This window comes from Bacteroides sp. NSJ-39, assembly GCF_014287315.1.
GTDB lineage: Bacteria > Bacteroidota > Bacteroidia > Bacteroidales > Bacteroidaceae > Bacteroides > Bacteroides finegoldii.
On record NZ_JACOOB010000007.1, the window covers coordinates 230835 to 246508 of the forward strand.

The following is a 15674-nucleotide window of genomic DNA, read 5'->3' on the forward strand; positions in this document are numbered from 1 at the left end:
ATTTTTAAAATGTTATATTAATACCGAATGAATAACTTCTCATAAATGCATATTCTTTACCACTGTTCTCGCTAGACAAGCTATTATCAGTTATTTGATCTACAATATCAGGAGTCATAAATGGGGGCAAACCAGTCTTCTCCCACAAATTCATACCACTTACATAGATACGTACCTGCTCCATTTTCATCTTGGCCAACCAACTCTTGGGTATAGTATAGCTCAAAGTAATATCTTTCAAGCGGATATATGCCGCATTTTGTAAGTATTTAGTTTGAATCTGCTTACTACGTTTATTGCCATTAGCATTCAAACGAGGATAGTAAGCTGTAGGATTCTCATAGGTCCAAATATTATCGATATGGTATTGGGTTACACAAGAGTTATAAATACCTCTAGAGAATCCCCAAAAGATATCACTACTTGTCCACATATCGCGTTTACCCACCCCTTCGAAAATAGCACGGATATCGAAACCACGCCAACCAATACCTCCTTGCAAATTAAAACGATATCGAGGAGTAGAGTTACCTATAACCTTTTGGTCACCCGGATTAGCCAATGTACGATTACCTTGATCTATCATACCATCACCATTTAAATCTTTGTAACGAATATCGCCCGGATACCACTTAGAAGAAATGTATTTCTGTACATAGTTCATTTTGGCTGCTTCAAAATCGTCCATAATATAACCATCAGTCACATACCCCCAGATTTCACCCAGTTTCTGTCCTTCATAATACATACCACTAGCCAACGAACCGTTAGGGTTATCGTATTTGGTTATCTCAGCTTGGTAATCGGACAAACCTACGGTAAGCGAATAGTCCATAGGACTTCCCAACACATTCTTAATACGATCTTTCCACGTCAATTCCAACTCCCAGCCAGTGGTACGCATATCAGCAATATTCTCTTTACCACCCGAAGTACCCAATACGGCAGGCAGTGTAACCGAACGTACCATATCTTTGGTATCGCGTACATAGAAATCGAATGTACCCATCAAACGATTGTTGAACAATGACCAGTCCAAACCCAAATCTTTCGTCACAACCTTCTCCCAAGTCACTACACTAGGCAAAGAAGGAATATTCAACGCATTGACCATTTTACCATCCATCATATAGTTGGTCAACACTTTACCTGAAAGAATAGACATATAGTCATGATAGCCGTTAGTTATCTGATTACCCAAAGCACCTACAGAGGCACGAAGTTTCAAATTGTCTACTACGTTGGAAAGTGGTTTGAAGAATTTTTCTTCCGAAATTCGCCAACCAATAGAGGCTGAGGGGAAAAACGCCCAACGGTCGTCTTTGGCATACTTAGAAGAGCCGTCATAACGACCATTTACCTCAAATAGATATTTGGAACGATAGTCATAGTTCAAGCGAAAGAAAGCCCCCTGTACACGCCAGATATCTGCACCTTCAGCATTCTCTTTATAGTTGATGGCTAAGTCGGAAATAGGCAACTCGTTATCATACAAGTCAGTCATGGTATATGAGGTGTTAGCATAAGTCTTCTCCTCTTGGTTATAACCACCCATTACCGAAATGTTGTGAACATCGTTGAACGAAGTTTTATACTCGGCCCATACATTGATAGCGTGGTAAATATTGTTCGAGTTATAGTTTTTCACATAATTGGGAGTCTCTACGATCCATTCAGGACCTCCCTCAGGAAAAGTTTGCTTAATTTCTTTACGGTGAAATTTCTGAACAGTAGAATAACGATTCCAAGAGTAATCGCCCTTAATAGATAGTCCTTTCAATGGATGTAAATCGAAACGCCCGATGTACCATTGGTCCCAAGTCTCTTTTTTATTACGTCCAGCTAAAGCCATCTTTCCAATAACGTTATAATTACCACTGTTGAGATACATACCTGCAAAATCACCATTAGGTAAAAAGATAGAAAGTGTAGGAAACATACGATATACCTCATAATACCAAGTTTGAGAACTGCTACCACCATTGTCCATATAAGGTTCATCATTCTTAATGTTACTCATACGAGTAGCAAAACTCACGTCCAGCCAACTAGTTAGTTTCGTATCGAAGTTGAACGCTAAATTGAAGCGCTTATAAGAGTCATTTCCATAGCGAAAAATACCCGACTGATCTTTAAAACCAATAGAAGCATAGTAATTGTTACGCTCGGTACCACCTGAAAGGCTTACATTATGTTGCTGCATAAAAGCCGTTTTTTGATAGAACTCGGACAACCAATCGGTGTTGCCCACATAGGCCCATCCCGGATTACTAGGGCTATAATTTGAATTTTGAATACCTTCGGTATCAACCAAAATTGCAGGATTGTGTTCTGGATCGGCAATATGTGCATCGAGTTTCTCCATAAACTTTTCGTTAAAGTAATATCCACCCGGAGTGTCATATTCGTAAGCCTTATTCCACATACGCGCCCATATATCCGAACGAGGCATTTCGGGAAGGCGAGCCGGTGAACTCCATGAAAGGTTATTGCTATATGACACCTTAGTCTTTTGGTTGCGAGCCCCCTTTTTGGTGGTGACCAACATCACACCAAAAACAGCACGCGCACCATATACAGCAGCGGCCGAAGCATCTTTCAATACAGAAACACTTTCTACATCTTGAGGATTGATGAGAGATAAATCGGAAATTTCCACACCATCTACCAAGACAAGAGCGTTACCACCATTCAATGAGGTATTACCACGAATGTTGATATTAGCAGCTTGGTTGGGCTGTCCACTATTGAATGTAATATTCAAGTTGGGTACCATACCTTGCAAACCTTGTGCAATATTACCAATCGGACGGTTTTCCAGAATCTCCCCTGAAGCTGTTGTAACAGCTCCTGTCAAATTAAGTTTCTTCTGTGTACCATAACCTACGACTACCACTTCATTCAAAGATGCCGAGCTTTCTTCAAGCACAATATTCAAAGAACCGGTTTCTGCAGAGACCCACACTTTCTCCGTACTAAAACCAATGTAAGATGCTACTAACAAGGCACGTTTCCCATCTCTGATTCGCAATGTAAATAAACCGGATAGATCGGTAGTAACTCCAGTAGTTGTCCCTTGTACAGTTATATTGACGCCTGGTAATGGTTGACCGTTGACATCTACTATTGTTCCTTTAACGTCATAATCTTTCTCTACGGCTACAGGAGTAGTTGTTTTTTTTTGTTCTTTCTGAGGTTGGCGGACAATAATCACTTGTCTTCCTTTCACTGTATATGTCAGTTGCTTGGGGGGTAATACTCTATTCAATATAGATACAACTGACTCGTTTTGTGCTTTGACTGTTACTTTTTCATTTTTCTGTAGAACATCTTCTTTAAAAAAGAACACATAATCACTCTTCTTTTCCAACGTTTTAAATAATGTTTCAAAAGAAACATCTATCAAATTGAGGGTGACATACGTAGATTGAAGATTCATAAAACCATCTTTTGCCCAAGTTTTTGGTACATAAGACGTTAAAAAAACGCATAAAAGCAAAAACCCATAACCAATATAGGTTAATTTTTCACTCTTATTTCTAAAATGAGAGTTATTTTTCATATATTTGTAAAATTAGATTAGTGATAACTTTGGTGAGTTATTTACAATTCTAAATCTGAACCGAGTAATATTTCGCAGATATTATTCGGTTTCTCTTTTTAAATTAAGGTGGAATGTTTTTCATGTATTGGTTCTTTTAAAGGTTTGTACTTTCTTTATCTATTTTTTCCGGAGAAAGAATTATTATCTCCCCTTTTCGGACAATTCTCAGTGGAGTGGTTAATGAGATAGATTCTAACACTTCCTCAAGTGTGCAATTCAAATCAAGGCTTCCATAGCACTTCTCATCTTTCAAGCTACCTATTATTTCAATTTTCGTATTATAGTATTGAGATAAAGTATTTAATATAGTAGTCAACTTCTGACCATCAAAGTTCATAATATCATCTTTCCAACAAATATAGCCATACACATCAACTTCGTTTATTTTTACCGCTCCACTTGCCATTGAAAGTCTTTGATTTGGTAGTAGTCGCTGCTTTGCTTTATTATCCACTTTCACATCTACACTTCCACGAACAAGTACCACTGAAGTTTCCACATTCTTCGCATAGTCATTCACATTGAATGCCGTTCCCAATACACTTACTTCCAAATGAGTGGTTTTCACGATAAAAGGGTGCTTCTCATCTTTTTTAACATCCAAAAAAACTTCTCCCTGTACATTCAACCTTCTATTCGTCGCAAAATCTGAACTATAAGAAATACACGACCCTGAATTAATCCATAAAGAAGATCCATCCGGCAAAATTATTTTTGTGCGTTTTCCATAAGGAACCACAACCTGATTCATTAAAATTTTTTCTCCCTTTGAAGCCACTACTAATTTATCATCCACTATTACGGCTCCATTTTCATTTACTCTGATTTCCGCATTATTCTTATCCAATCCTACAGCTTGCTTACCATCTAAAAGCACCTGAACCTGATCTGAACGACTCAATGAATCAATCATATCAGCAGTCAATTCAACTTCTTCCTGTACTTTAAAAGTTGAAATCCAATAATAAGAGCCCAAACAGAGAAGTAGAAAAGCGGCAATACTTGCCACATAGGCAATAACTTTCCTATATGAATGTGTTCTGTGAGGCTGTACAGACTTAATATCTTGTGAATGAAGCTTATTCATCATTCTATTAAAACTTTGCATTTTATATGCTTGAGAAGTAGACTCAGTATCTTCCACAACTTTCATACTCCGAATCACAGCAATAGCCAATTCTATCCTTTCTTCACAACCGGAGTGTTGAAGTTTATAAGATTCAATGTCAAAACCATTATCAGCAAATCCAGACTTTGCCCATTGGAAGAGATCATCATCCAACAAAAAAACTTCTATATCTTTAAATGTATATTGAACCATTTTTCGCTTTATTTTCTATTATGACAAATAAGCGAACTGATTTATACTCACTGAGAATATTTTTTTTAGATAAAAAATAAAATAATAGCAAGAATGGCTTCTTTCCTTAGTTTTTCCATAGAACGAGCTAACAAATTTCTTGCTGACTGGATATTAATTTCCATTATTTCTGAAATTTCATCAAAACTCATCTCATGAATAAAACGAAGATAAATAATTTCTTTCTGACGCCCCGTTAATCCTCTTAGCATTCGATAGACCTCATCAGATAATCCCTGATCCTGAGTTAAAAACAGTTGATCATCAATCGTATAATTCAAATCAAAAGAAAAATCATAGTCTGGCAATGGCTGAAGTTTTGAATTACGAAGTAATTGATTATAAATTAGATTCTTTAGTGCACGAAACAGAAAAGGGCGCAATCTTGTATTGTCTTCAAGAGTAATTTTTTTCTGATAAAGTTTCAAGAACAGATCTTGAATCAAGTCTTCCACCATTTCATTATCTCCCCCTACCCTACGCCCATAAGTTAGCAAGTCGTCAAAAAAAAGACAATACAATTGAGAAAATGCAATTTCATTTCCATCCAAAAATTGCATCCACAAACTTATTATACGTTTCTGATCATTGAGAGTCATATGCTAGATTTAAATCAAGCCCCAAAAGCTAAATTGTATTTTTCATATTTTATTCAATGCTAATATGTGGCAATATTCGTAAAATATCCCGAGATACGCAAACTTTTGCTATTAAAAGATTATTTCATAATATAAAATGAAGAGGGGAGACGACAATAGAATGCCATCTCCCTCTCAACATTATTAACTTAAATCGTACTACATATAAACTAAGGAAACACCTACTAAAATCTATAGTCAATGCTAAGACCGAATACTTTATTAGTGCGGCTATATACGTTAGTTCCGGGTAACCCTGTACCACTGTAATTCTTTGAAGTTTTAGTATAATCTTCATAAGTAGTCCACATATAACCAACATTCAGATTTGCTCTTTCACTCAATACTACTTTCGCTCCAACTCCTAATGTATAAGAGTCACAAGAGAAACTGGTATCGTTCTGAAAGTTGTCAGATAATCCATAATCCGTAATCTGTCCACCACAACTCAACGATAATTGTTTGGTTACATCCCACTCAATACCCATTAAATATTCATTTGTTCCCTTTGTCAGATATTTCTGTTTGTCACCAGCCATTCCCGCTTTCTTATCATCATAGAAATGATACTCTACAGATGCACGCAACACTGGCAAAATTTCATAAGCAACTGCAACTGAAAGCATAGAAGGTATGTCGTTAGGAGTATTTACACCATCTTTATAGCTACCTACCAAGCTCTCCGCTGAATCTGGATATTTCAAATTATTAGTCTTATTTTCAATATTCAAGTTCGTCTTGAATTCATATTTCGCACCAATATTGAATTTACCAAACTTAGCATCCACACCGAGAACAGGAGTCAATCCCCAACCCGTCTGATCACAATCCAATTCCAAATCCATCAATTCGCCACCACCATAAGCTTCTTTCAGATTAGCATTTAGAAAACCTTTATAACCACCCGTAAAATAGTTCATACGCCCACCAGCGAATGCAGAAAGCCAATCATTAATCTTATAAGTTAGTCCTAGCTGTAAAGAATATATATATTGTTTGCCATCCATAGCACTATTGATGTCATACATATTGGGAGTCACAAGTGGACGGTGCTTTTCAGGACCAGAGTTAAGGTATCCTGGAATACTACCTTGAAAAATCCCTGCCATAGCAGCCGCGTCAAACATAGGCAGACCGTCATCAAACGAAGCCTTTCCACCTCCGCCAGTTATAGCGAAGAAACCGGAAATAGTCCAATCTCCTTTTTTATAGGCTGCAAACAAACTAGGAATAACCGGTGCGGCAGCTTTTCCCTTATAATATTTATTAAATGGAGCATCAGATTTTGTAGGTACCGGTTTCCCGTCAACTATAACCGGAGCCCCATTATTCATTGCAATTCCATTATAAGTATAGAAACTGGCATCAATATTTCTTGTTTGAAAAGCACTCTGAATGCTCAATCCAATATGAAAACCATCATTTGGCAAGAAAGCTAAACCGGCAGGATTGGACAAAGCACCGTCTATTTCAAAGGTAGCACCGCGAGATAACATACGAAGGAAAGCGGCATGTTGATTAGTATTTGTCAGAAGCCCTCCGGCAAAAGTTGGAATTGAAACGATTAACATCACAAATCCAATCAAGGAAATTTTTCTCATCTAAATCTTTTTTAAATTATTTCGGGCGCAAAGATATAACATTATTGCACACGAAATATATGTTTGTGCATTTATTTTCTATCACTCCCTATTTTAATTGAAAAAGCAAACTGTTTCTAATGAAACAATCTATATTTATCACTTAATAAAGTCCAAACAAATCAACCGGCTTTTACGTTTATATTATAAGTAAATTACAAAAGAATATTATGGCCTATACAATTGCATTTTTCGGCACAAAGCCTTATGACGAATCATCGTTTAACGATAAAAACAAAGAGTTCGGATTTGAAATACGTTATTATAAAGGACATCTGAATAAGAACAATGTACTGCTGACACAAGGCGTAGATGCGGTCTGCATCTTTGTGAATGATGTCGCTGACGCAGAAGTCATCCGCATTATGGCAGAGAACGGAGTAAAATTGCTGGCACTGCGATGTGCGGGATTCAATAACGTAGATCTGAATGCGGCTGCTACTGCCGGAATCACCGTAGTACGTGTTCCTGCTTACTCTCCCTATGCCGTTGCCGAATACACCGTAGCTCTGATGTTATCATTGAACCGGAAAATCCCCCGTGCATCCTGGCGCACGAAAGACGGAAATTTCTCCCTTCATGGTTTGATGGGATTCGATATGCATGGAAAAACAGCCGGAATCATCGGTACGGGGAAAATAGCAAAAATCCTGATTCATATCCTAAAAGGTTTCGGAATGAATGTGCTGGCATACGATCTTTATCCGGATTATAACTTTGCCAGAGAAGAACAAATTGTCTACACTTCATTGGACGAACTGTATCATAGTTCGGATATCATTTCTCTGCATTGCCCGCTTACTGAAGAAACAAAATATCTTATTAACGACTATTCTATCAGTAAAATGAAAGACGGTGTAATGATTATCAATACCGGTCGCGGACAGTTAATTCACACCAATGCACTGATTGAAGGCCTGAAAAACAAGAAAATCGGATCGGCAGGATTGGACGTCTACGAAGAAGAGAGCGAATACTTCTATGAAGACCAGTCCGACCGCATCATCGACGATGATGTGCTTGCCCGCTTGCTCTCGTTCAACAATGTTATCGTCACTTCGCATCAAGCCTTTTTCACACGTGAAGCAATGGAAAACATAGCTATGACAACTTTACAAAATATAAAAGATTTTATCAATCACAAGCCTCTGCTAAATGAAGTGAAGAGATAAACCTTTTATCCTCCCACTTTGTTTACGAAGCATATAAACAACAAGAAAAAGGAGTTATTTATGAAAAAAGTAATACATAGAGCTGATACAAGAGGGCATTCCCAATACGATTGGCTGGATAGTTATCACACCTTCAGTTTCGATGAATATTTCGATTCCAACCGTATCAATTTCGGTGCTCTTCGCGTATTGAATGATGACAAAGTGGCGCCCGGAGAAGGATTCCAGACACATCCTCACAAGAATATGGAAATTGTATCCATTCCCCTGAAAGGACATCTGCAACATGGAGACAGCAAGAAAAACAGCCGGATTATTACCGTCGGAGAAATTCAGACTATGAGTGCCGGAACCGGAATTTTCCATAGCGAAGTGAATGCCAGTCCCGTAGAACCGGTTGAGTTCCTGCAAATCTGGATTATGCCGAGAGAACGGAACACACGCCCCGTTTATCAGGATTTCAACATCAGTGAACTGGAACGTCCCAACGAGCTGGCAGTCATCGTATCACCTGACGGCAGTACTCCCGCATCTCTTTTGCAAGACACCTGGTTCTCAATAGGCAAAGTAGAGGCCGACAAGAAACTGGGGTATCATATGCATCAAAGTCATGCAGGTGTATATATATTCCTCATTGAAGGAGAAATTGCAGTAGAAGGCGAAGTGCTGAAACGTCGTGACGGAATGGGGATCTACGAAACTAATAGTCTTGAATTGGAAACTTTGAAAGACTCGCATATTCTATTAATAGAAGTACCGATGTGAAAAATTACGGAAATATAGCCGATATCCGGCAAGAATATACTAAAAGCGGATTGCGGGAAAATGAACTTCCCGATGACCCGCTTTTGCTTTTCAGTCAGTGGTTGCAAGAAGCCATCGACGCAAAAGTAGATGAACCGACCGCTGTCATCGTTGGTACTGTATCTCCCGAAGGAAAGCCGTAAAGGGAAACAATTGGCACAAAATCCATATATTTCCCTCTCTTTCGTATGGCATACACTCGAAAGGCAAGTACATATAGAAGGAATAGCAAGCAAAGTGACTCCGGAAGAGTCGGACGAATACTTCCGGAAACGCCCTTATAAGAGTCGGGTCGGTGCACGCATTTCCCCGCAAAGCCGACCGATTTCAAGCAGAATGCAGTTAATACGCGCTTTCATCAAAGAGGCGGCACGTTGGATAGGGAAAGAAGTAGAAAGGCCTGATAATTGGGGCGGATGTGCCGTTGTCCCTACCAGAATTGAATTTTGGCAAGGACGGCCGAACCCCGTCTACATGACCGCTTCCTATATACATTACAACTAAATGGAGAATGGGAAATCAGTCGTCTTGCTCCTTAATTTCGTCGATTTTCCTTGGCAACTTCAACTAGAATACTTAATATTGCAATCCTAAAATATTCAGCTTATGATACTGGATTATATATACCATAGCGGTTTCGCCATCGAAGCAGAAGGAGTAACCGTTATCATCGATTACTATAAAGATTCTTCCGAGACTGATAATAATCGGGGAATCGTACATGATTACCTTTTACAAAGGCCGGGCAAATTATACGTACTAGCTACACACTTCCACCCCGATCACTTTAACCGTGAAATATTAACATGGAAAGAGCAACGGCCCGATATTCAGTACATCTTTTCCAAAGATATTCTGAAATCACACCGTGCCAAAAGCGAAGACGCTTTCTTCATAAAAAAAGGAGAAGCGTACGAAGATGATACGATACGAATCGATGCATTCGGTTCGACGGATGTCGGCAGTTCATTTCTGCTTCACCTCCAAGACTGGAGCATTTTCCATGCCGGTGATTTAAATAACTGGCATTGGAGCGAAGAATCTACCGAAGAAGAGATACGAAAAGCCAACGGTGATTTCCTTGCAGAAGTTAAATATTTAAAAGAAAAAGCGTCGAACATTGATTTAGTGCTGTTTCCGGTAGATCGAAGAATGGGAAAAGATTATATGAAAGGAGCAAAACAGTTCATCGAACAAATAAAAACTACTATATTTGTGCCCATGCATTTCAGTGAAGATTATGAAGGCGGTAATGCACTTCGTAATTTTGCTGAAAATGCAGGTTGCCGTTTCGTCAACATCACCCATCGGGGCGAAAGTTTTGAGATTACCAAATAAACACATAATAATTATGAATAAATTTACAATTTTGTTTCTTACCCTGCTTCTTGCATTGCCGGTGGCAATGAAGGCAGAATCTGCAAAAGAAAAAAGAGACGACACCAGATACCTTACAGGAGCCGTTCCTGAAGTTGATGGTAAGGTCGTATTTTCCAAAGAATTTCAAATTCCGGGAATGAGTCAGGCGCAAATCTACGACACTATTATGAAATGGATGCAAGAACGCTTGAAAGAGAATAAGAATATTGAAAGTCGGGTAGTTTTCTCCGATGAAGCTAAAGGTACGGTTGCCGGTATCGGAGAGGAATGGATTGTTTTCAGTTCCAGTGCTTTGTCGTTAGACCGTACACTCATCAATTACCAGATTACCGTTACCTGTAAACCCGGTAACTGCCTGGTAGAATTGGAAAAAATCCGTTTTACTTACCGCGAAACAGAAAAATATAAGGCAGAAGAATGGATTACCGATAAATATGCACTTAATAAGGCAAAGACCAAGTTGGTACGTGGTCTGGCTAAATGGCGTAGAAAAACGGTAGACTTCGCAGATGATATATTTATGGATGTAGCCGTCGCTTTCGGAGCACCGGATACCCGTCCTAAAGCCGAAAAGAAGAAAAAAGAGGAAGAGAAGACAACTCCGTCAATTGTCGCAGCCGCAGGTCCGATTATCATTGGCAGCACAGATAAAAAGACCGATATAAAGGTGACGACTACTAAACCTGCCAATACAGTTCCTGCTGCTACTCTTACTCCCGCTACTCCGGTTGGTAAAGCTTCATCGGATATGCCGGGTTACGTAGAAATTGACTTGAAGCAAATTCCGGGTGAGGTATATGCTTTGATGGGAAGCGGCAAGCTGGTTATCAGTATCGGAAAGGACGAGTTTAACATGACCAATATGACTGCAAACGCCGGTGGTGCGTTGGGATATCAGTCCGGTAAGGCTGTAGCTTATTGTACTCTTTCCCCCGATCAGTCTTATGATGCCATAGAAAAAGCGGACAATTATACTCTGAAACTCTACGCTCCGAACCAAACAACTCCTTCGGCTGTTATAGAATGTAAGAAATTGCCTTCACAGACTACTCCGCAAGCCGGACAACCCCGCACATACGTCGGAGAGATTGTGAAGCTCTTAATGAAAAAATAAGAAGATTACAACAATGGAAATAAAAAGTAAATTTGACCATTTCAATATCAATGTCACGGACTTGGAACGGAGTATTGCCTTTTATGAAAAAGCGCTCGGTTTGAAAGAGCACCATCGAAAAGAGGCTTCCGATGGTTCGTTCACGCTAGTTTACCTAACAGACAATGAAACAGGATTTCTTCTGGAACTGACATGGCTAAAAGATCATGCCGCTCCTTATGAACTTGGAGAGAATGAAAGTCATCTTTGTTTTCGGGTGGCCGGTGACTATGATGCCATCAGAGCTTATCATAAAGAAATGAATTGTGTATGTTTCGAGAATACAGCTATGGGGCTGTATTTCATCAATGACCCGGATGACTATTGGATTGAGATACTTCCACAAAAGTAAGTATATAAAAAAGACGGGGCAGGATAATTATCCTGCCCCGTCTTTTTTATGAGAGACTTATTTTTTATGTCGATTTGCCCTTTTTCTCCGGATATCCGCTTTCATCTTTGCGGCACCCGAACCATGCTGTCCACGAATATAGGTTGCCTTCTTCGCTTTCGTTTTCACCTTTTCCTCTTCTTTAGGCTTATCTTTCTTGCCTTTAAAGACGATTCCGCCCTGTATTGCTTCTTCTATACTCATACAATCATTTATTAATATTCACTTTTCCGGCTACAAATATAATCCTTTTCTACGGATTTATTTATCTTTGCCAACCAAAACAATACGTAACCACTAATGGCAACAACAATTCTTCCTGCAGAAAAGGATCCGATGGGAGCCGCTATTTATGATTATTTCAATCATCACAAAGCCGATCGCTTACGAGTATTTTCCTCTCAATTTGAGGAGGATGAAATTCCTGTCAAAGAGTTATTCCGTACGATTCAATCTATGCCCGCATTGGAACGCATAGCCTTAGAAATGGCTACAGGACGGATATTGGATGTAGGAGCAGGAAGTGGATGTCATGCCTTGGCCCTCCAAGCGATGGAAAAGGAGGTATGCGCCATTGATATTTCTCCGCTATCTGTCGAAGTAATGAAACAACGTGGAGTAAATGATGTTCGTCTTACCAATCTGTTTGACGAAACATTCGATGAGACGTTCGATACGATTTTAATGCTAATGAATGGTTCCGGCATTATCGGAAAACTAAACAATATGCCGGATTTCTTTCAACGAATGAAGCGCATGCTCCGTCCTAAAGGGTGTATACTGATGGATTCAAGCGACTTACGTTATCTTTTTGAAGAAGAAGACGGAAGTATAGTTATCGACTTGGCAGGAGATTATTACGGAGAAATTGATTTTCAGATGCAATATAAGGATATAAAAGGAGATACTTTCGACTGGTTATATGTAGATTTCCAAACACTTAACTTATATGCTTCCGAATACGGTTTCAAGGCTGAATTGGTAAAAGAAGGAAAGCACTACGATTACCTCGTAAAACTCAGCCTTGCTTAGAAAACTCACAAAAACACGGGGTATGTCGTAATGAATCATAATCAGCGTAAATTTGCGTTTCAACATACCCTCATTCCCCTTTTATAAATTCTCTATTTATTTCAGCATTTCATTAATCATTTGCACCAAAGAAGCAAATTCTTCTTCATTATACAAACGAGTTAGTTTTACTATTTTTCCCTCTTTATCTATCAATACGTTCCTTGTTATTCCAGAGTCGCGCAAAGCATACTTCGCAAAAATATCAGCTCCCGGATCTAATCCCAACGGATAAGTGATTCCGGTAGATTTGGCAAAAGCAAGGACTTTATCAAGTGGCTCATCACGGTCAATGCCAATCAATGCAAATTCCGCATTATCTTTATGCTTCAACCAAATATCTTTTTCTATGAACGGCATTTCTTTACGACAAACACCGCACCAACTTGCTGTAAACTGCAACATTACGACCTTGCCACGGAGAGAAGACAGACTCATTTGTTTTCCATCAGTCAGTGTGATTGTAAAATCCGGAGCTATCTCCCCTACCCGAACAATATATCCTGTACTATCTGCTTCCGAAGTCATTACATCAGCAACTATTTTTACATTATCTGCCGAAACCACAGTATCCGTCGCTCCTTTTTTCTGGCCGGAGCACGCCAATACACTTATGGCTAAGAAAGCCATACCACACACATTCATAATTTTCTTTTTCATCTTCGTATAATCATTAGTGAGATTGCAAATATAAAAAAAGTACATGACGTATTTGCATTTTTAAAATAAATTCATACCTTTGCACCCGCAAAAGAAAATAACGCCTCTTTAGCTCAGTTGGCCAGAGCACGTGATTTGTAATCTCGGGGTCGTTGGTTCGAATCCGACAAGAGGCTCTTCAAAGTAAAAAGCTGTTTATCATACCGATAAGCAGCTTCTTTCAATTAAAGAAAATTCTTTTCTAGTTTTTTGGCTTTCGGAATACAACCAAGCTAACAGCTATCAAAATCAGGATAATCCCAATAGCACTGTTGACAGTGAAAAACTCCTCAAATACAAAAACACCGATCACGACGGCTGTCAACGGTTCCATAGCACCCAAAATAGATGTCAAAGTAGGCCCTGCATACTTTATTGCCTGTACTAAAGTGATATTGGAAATAGCCGTAGCCGGTAATGCAAGTCCTAGAATAATCAGCCATATATATCCGTCTGTTACCAAACGAAAACCGGAAGTGGTAAAAGCACCTATCAGATAAAAAAGAGTTCCCAGCCCCATGACATAGCAAGTCAATACAGTAGAATTAATTCTCACAGCTCGTGTGGTCCGCACTCCGATTATATACCCCGCATATGAGAATACAGAAACACAAGCTGCCACTAAGCCAACCATCGCATTACCATTATTTGCGGCCAACTCTCCTAACGAAAGCAGAGCCGCACCTAACAAAGATATCAAAACAGCAAATAGCGCCCAAAGCGACTTCTTCTCCCGAAAGAAAAACATCATTGCAAGAGCAACCACCAACGGATACATAAAATGAATGGTGGAAGCCACACCACTGGCTATATTCTGATAGGCAATAATCAGACTGAATGAAGTGATCGCCCGCAATAGGCTTAAGCCAAAGACAACTTTGAAGTCTTTTACGGATAAGCGGAAGTTACACCCGGAAAATAAGCCTAACACAGTCAGCACAATTGACGCTACCCCCCAACGATAGGAAAGTACTTCAAAAGCTGAAAATCCAATCATTAACAAAGTGACGGAAAAGAACGGAGCTAGCCCAAAAGTGGAGGAAGATACTGCCGCATAGAGTATACCTTTTATGCGATTCATGAGGTTTTTAACTATTCTGTTTTAATCGTTTATTTACAACTACAAAGATAGACTGATATTTCTTTAAGTGCAAAGATAAAATGGAAAGATTGACTTTATTTTCTTCTTGATGGCATGATAGACAGTATTGTTTATTTTCCTATATTTGCGACGACTAATATAGGAAAAATGAACTTAAGATGCAATATGAAAACGAACTTTACGATCAGAACAGCCCGACAATCCGACAGTGTTGAGCTAAGAGATTTGTACAAAAATACCGTACTTATAATAAACAGACGTGATTATTCACAGGAAGAAGTTGAAGACTGGGCTTCATGCGGAAATGATCTTTCTAAAATAGAGAAAATGATAGAAACCCATTACTTTATTGTTGCCGTCGACCAGCAATTACAAATCGTAGGTTTCTCTTCTATCACTTCGCAAGGATATCTACATTCAATGTTCGTTCACAAAGACTTTCAAGGTAAAGGCATTGCGACTATACTTTTGAAAGAAATAGAACGATATGCTATTGAACAGGGAATGGAACGAATTACATCAGAAGTGAGTTTAACTGCCCGCCCATTCTTCAAAAGACAAGGGTATACTGTGGAAAAGGAGCAGAAACGACAGGCTAATAAATTAAGTCTGACTAATTTTTGGATGCAAAAGACCTTGAATACTTAAAAAAACAAAGAA

At 39.0% G+C, this 15674-nt stretch carries 14 protein-coding genes, 1 tRNA gene and 1 pseudogene; 9 read left to right on the forward strand and 7 right to left on the reverse strand.

From position 1 onward, the window contains the following. Positions 1-4: 4 nt before the first annotated feature. The 4 genes from H8S63_RS10805 to H8S63_RS10820 form a co-directional block, all read right to left on the reverse strand. On the reverse strand, positions 5-3439 hold the full coding sequence (locus H8S63_RS10805; RefSeq protein WP_255467647.1) for a TonB-dependent receptor: 3435 nt from the start codon (positions 3437-3439) through the stop codon (positions 5-7). Positions 3440-3698: 259 nt separating this feature from the next. Then, complete coding sequence (locus tag H8S63_RS10810) at positions 3699-4925, reverse strand: FecR family protein (protein WP_186926768.1); 1227 nt, start codon at positions 4923-4925, stop codon at positions 3699-3701. A gap of 65 nt (positions 4926-4990) precedes the next feature. Next, the gene (locus H8S63_RS10815) at positions 4991-5524 is read right to left on the reverse strand and encodes an RNA polymerase sigma factor (RefSeq protein ID WP_255467648.1); all 534 of its coding nucleotides are present in this window, start codon (positions 5522-5524) and stop codon (positions 4991-4993) included. A gap of 263 nt (positions 5525-5787) precedes the next feature. After that, a complete protein-coding gene (locus H8S63_RS10820; RefSeq protein WP_186926770.1) occupies positions 5788-7203 on the reverse strand; it encodes an OmpP1/FadL family transporter in 1416 nt (471 codons plus the stop codon). A gap of 209 nt (positions 7204-7412) precedes the next feature. On the opposite strand from H8S63_RS10820, the gene H8S63_RS10825 reads away from it, so the two are divergent. The 6 genes and pseudogenes from H8S63_RS10825 to H8S63_RS10850 all read left to right on the forward strand — a co-directional run bounded on the left by H8S63_RS10825 (position 7413) and on the right by H8S63_RS10850 (position 12103). After that, positions 7413-8414 (forward strand): 2-hydroxyacid dehydrogenase, encoded by a 1002-nt coding sequence (locus tag H8S63_RS10825; RefSeq protein WP_007765742.1) that lies wholly within the window; start codon positions 7413-7415, stop codon positions 8412-8414. A 60-nt stretch (positions 8415-8474) separates the two neighbouring features. Beyond that, positions 8475-9179 (forward strand): pirin family protein, encoded by a 705-nt coding sequence (locus H8S63_RS10830; RefSeq protein ID WP_186926771.1) that lies wholly within the window; start codon positions 8475-8477, stop codon positions 9177-9179. Further along, positions 9176-9757 (forward strand): annotated as a pseudogene (locus H8S63_RS10835) (pyridoxal 5'-phosphate synthase). The gene H8S63_RS10830 and the pseudogene H8S63_RS10835 overlap by 4 nt, the downstream one beginning before the upstream one ends. 67 nt (positions 9758-9824) lie before the next feature. Continuing rightward, positions 9825-10556, forward strand: a complete 732-nt coding sequence (locus H8S63_RS10840) for an MBL fold metallo-hydrolase (protein WP_186926772.1) — start codon at positions 9825-9827, stop codon at positions 10554-10556. Between the two features lie 13 nt (positions 10557-10569). Beyond that, positions 10570-11712, forward strand: a complete 1143-nt coding sequence (locus tag H8S63_RS10845) for a DUF4468 domain-containing protein (protein ID WP_186926773.1) — start codon at positions 10570-10572, stop codon at positions 11710-11712. 13 nt (positions 11713-11725) lie between these two features. Further along, positions 11726-12103 (forward strand): VOC family protein, encoded by a 378-nt coding sequence (locus H8S63_RS10850; RefSeq protein WP_007758123.1) that lies wholly within the window; start codon positions 11726-11728, stop codon positions 12101-12103. Between the two features lie 57 nt (positions 12104-12160). Here the strand turns inward: H8S63_RS10850 and H8S63_RS10855 are convergent, their stop codons facing one another. After that, positions 12161-12346 (reverse strand): hypothetical protein, encoded by a 186-nt coding sequence (locus H8S63_RS10855; protein ID WP_007758122.1) that lies wholly within the window; start codon positions 12344-12346, stop codon positions 12161-12163. A 96-nt stretch (positions 12347-12442) separates the two neighbouring features. Here H8S63_RS10855 and H8S63_RS10860 point away from each other — a divergent pair, with 96 nt between their 5' ends. Continuing rightward, a complete protein-coding gene (locus H8S63_RS10860; protein WP_186926774.1) occupies positions 12443-13174 on the forward strand; it encodes a bifunctional 2-polyprenyl-6-hydroxyphenol methylase/3-demethylubiquinol 3-O-methyltransferase UbiG in 732 nt (243 codons plus the stop codon). Positions 13175-13270: 96 nt separating this feature from the next. On the opposite strand, the gene H8S63_RS10865 is transcribed toward H8S63_RS10860, so the two are convergent. Further along, on the reverse strand, positions 13271-13873 hold the full coding sequence (locus tag H8S63_RS10865; RefSeq protein WP_186926775.1) for a TlpA disulfide reductase family protein: 603 nt from the start codon (positions 13871-13873) through the stop codon (positions 13271-13273). A gap of 102 nt (positions 13874-13975) precedes the next feature. Between H8S63_RS10865 and H8S63_RS10870 the strand changes: the two genes are divergently transcribed. Continuing rightward, a tRNA-Thr gene (locus tag H8S63_RS10870) sits at positions 13976-14049 on the forward strand. Between the two features lie 65 nt (positions 14050-14114). On the opposite strand, the gene H8S63_RS10875 is transcribed toward H8S63_RS10870, so the two are convergent. After that, positions 14115-14993, reverse strand: coding sequence for a DMT family transporter (locus H8S63_RS10875; RefSeq protein WP_186926776.1), 879 nt, complete (start codon positions 14991-14993; stop codon positions 14115-14117). Positions 14994-15179: 186 nt separating this feature from the next. Here H8S63_RS10875 and H8S63_RS10880 point away from each other — a divergent pair, with 186 nt between their 5' ends. Further along, entirely contained in the window at positions 15180-15662 is a 483-nt protein-coding gene (locus H8S63_RS10880) for a GNAT family N-acetyltransferase (protein WP_186926777.1), read from the forward strand. Positions 15663-15674: the final 12 nt, after the last annotated feature.

Excerpts from the sequence above, each read along its gene's own strand:
- H8S63_RS10805 (WP_255467647.1), bottom strand. The coding sequence starts at position 3,439 with ATGAATCTTCAATCTACGTATGTCACCCTCAATTTGATAGATGTTTCT.
- H8S63_RS10810 (WP_186926768.1), bottom strand. The coding sequence starts at position 4,925 with ATGGTTCAATATACATTTAAAGATATAGAAGTTTTTTTGTTGGATGAT.
- H8S63_RS10815 (WP_255467648.1), bottom strand. The coding sequence starts at position 5,524 with ATGCAATTTTTGGATGGAAATGAAATTGCATTTTCTCAATTGTATTGT.
- H8S63_RS10820 (WP_186926770.1), bottom strand. The coding sequence starts at position 7,203 with ATGAGAAAAATTTCCTTGATTGGATTTGTGATGTTAATCGTTTCAATT.
- H8S63_RS10825 (WP_007765742.1), top strand. The coding sequence starts at position 7,413 with ATGGCCTATACAATTGCATTTTTCGGCACAAAGCCTTATGACGAATCA.
- H8S63_RS10830 (WP_186926771.1), top strand. The coding sequence starts at position 8,475 with ATGAAAAAAGTAATACATAGAGCTGATACAAGAGGGCATTCCCAATAC.
- H8S63_RS10840 (WP_186926772.1), top strand. The coding sequence starts at position 9,825 with ATGATACTGGATTATATATACCATAGCGGTTTCGCCATCGAAGCAGAA.
- H8S63_RS10845 (WP_186926773.1), top strand. The coding sequence starts at position 10,570 with ATGAATAAATTTACAATTTTGTTTCTTACCCTGCTTCTTGCATTGCCG.
- H8S63_RS10850 (WP_007758123.1), top strand. The coding sequence starts at position 11,726 with ATGGAAATAAAAAGTAAATTTGACCATTTCAATATCAATGTCACGGAC.
- H8S63_RS10855 (WP_007758122.1), bottom strand. The coding sequence starts at position 12,346 with ATGAGTATAGAAGAAGCAATACAGGGCGGAATCGTCTTTAAAGGCAAG.
- H8S63_RS10860 (WP_186926774.1), top strand. The coding sequence starts at position 12,443 with ATGGCAACAACAATTCTTCCTGCAGAAAAGGATCCGATGGGAGCCGCT.
- H8S63_RS10865 (WP_186926775.1), bottom strand. The coding sequence starts at position 13,873 with ATGAAAAAGAAAATTATGAATGTGTGTGGTATGGCTTTCTTAGCCATA.
- H8S63_RS10875 (WP_186926776.1), bottom strand. The coding sequence starts at position 14,993 with ATGAATCGCATAAAAGGTATACTCTATGCGGCAGTATCTTCCTCCACT.
- H8S63_RS10880 (WP_186926777.1), top strand. The coding sequence starts at position 15,180 with ATGAAAACGAACTTTACGATCAGAACAGCCCGACAATCCGACAGTGTT.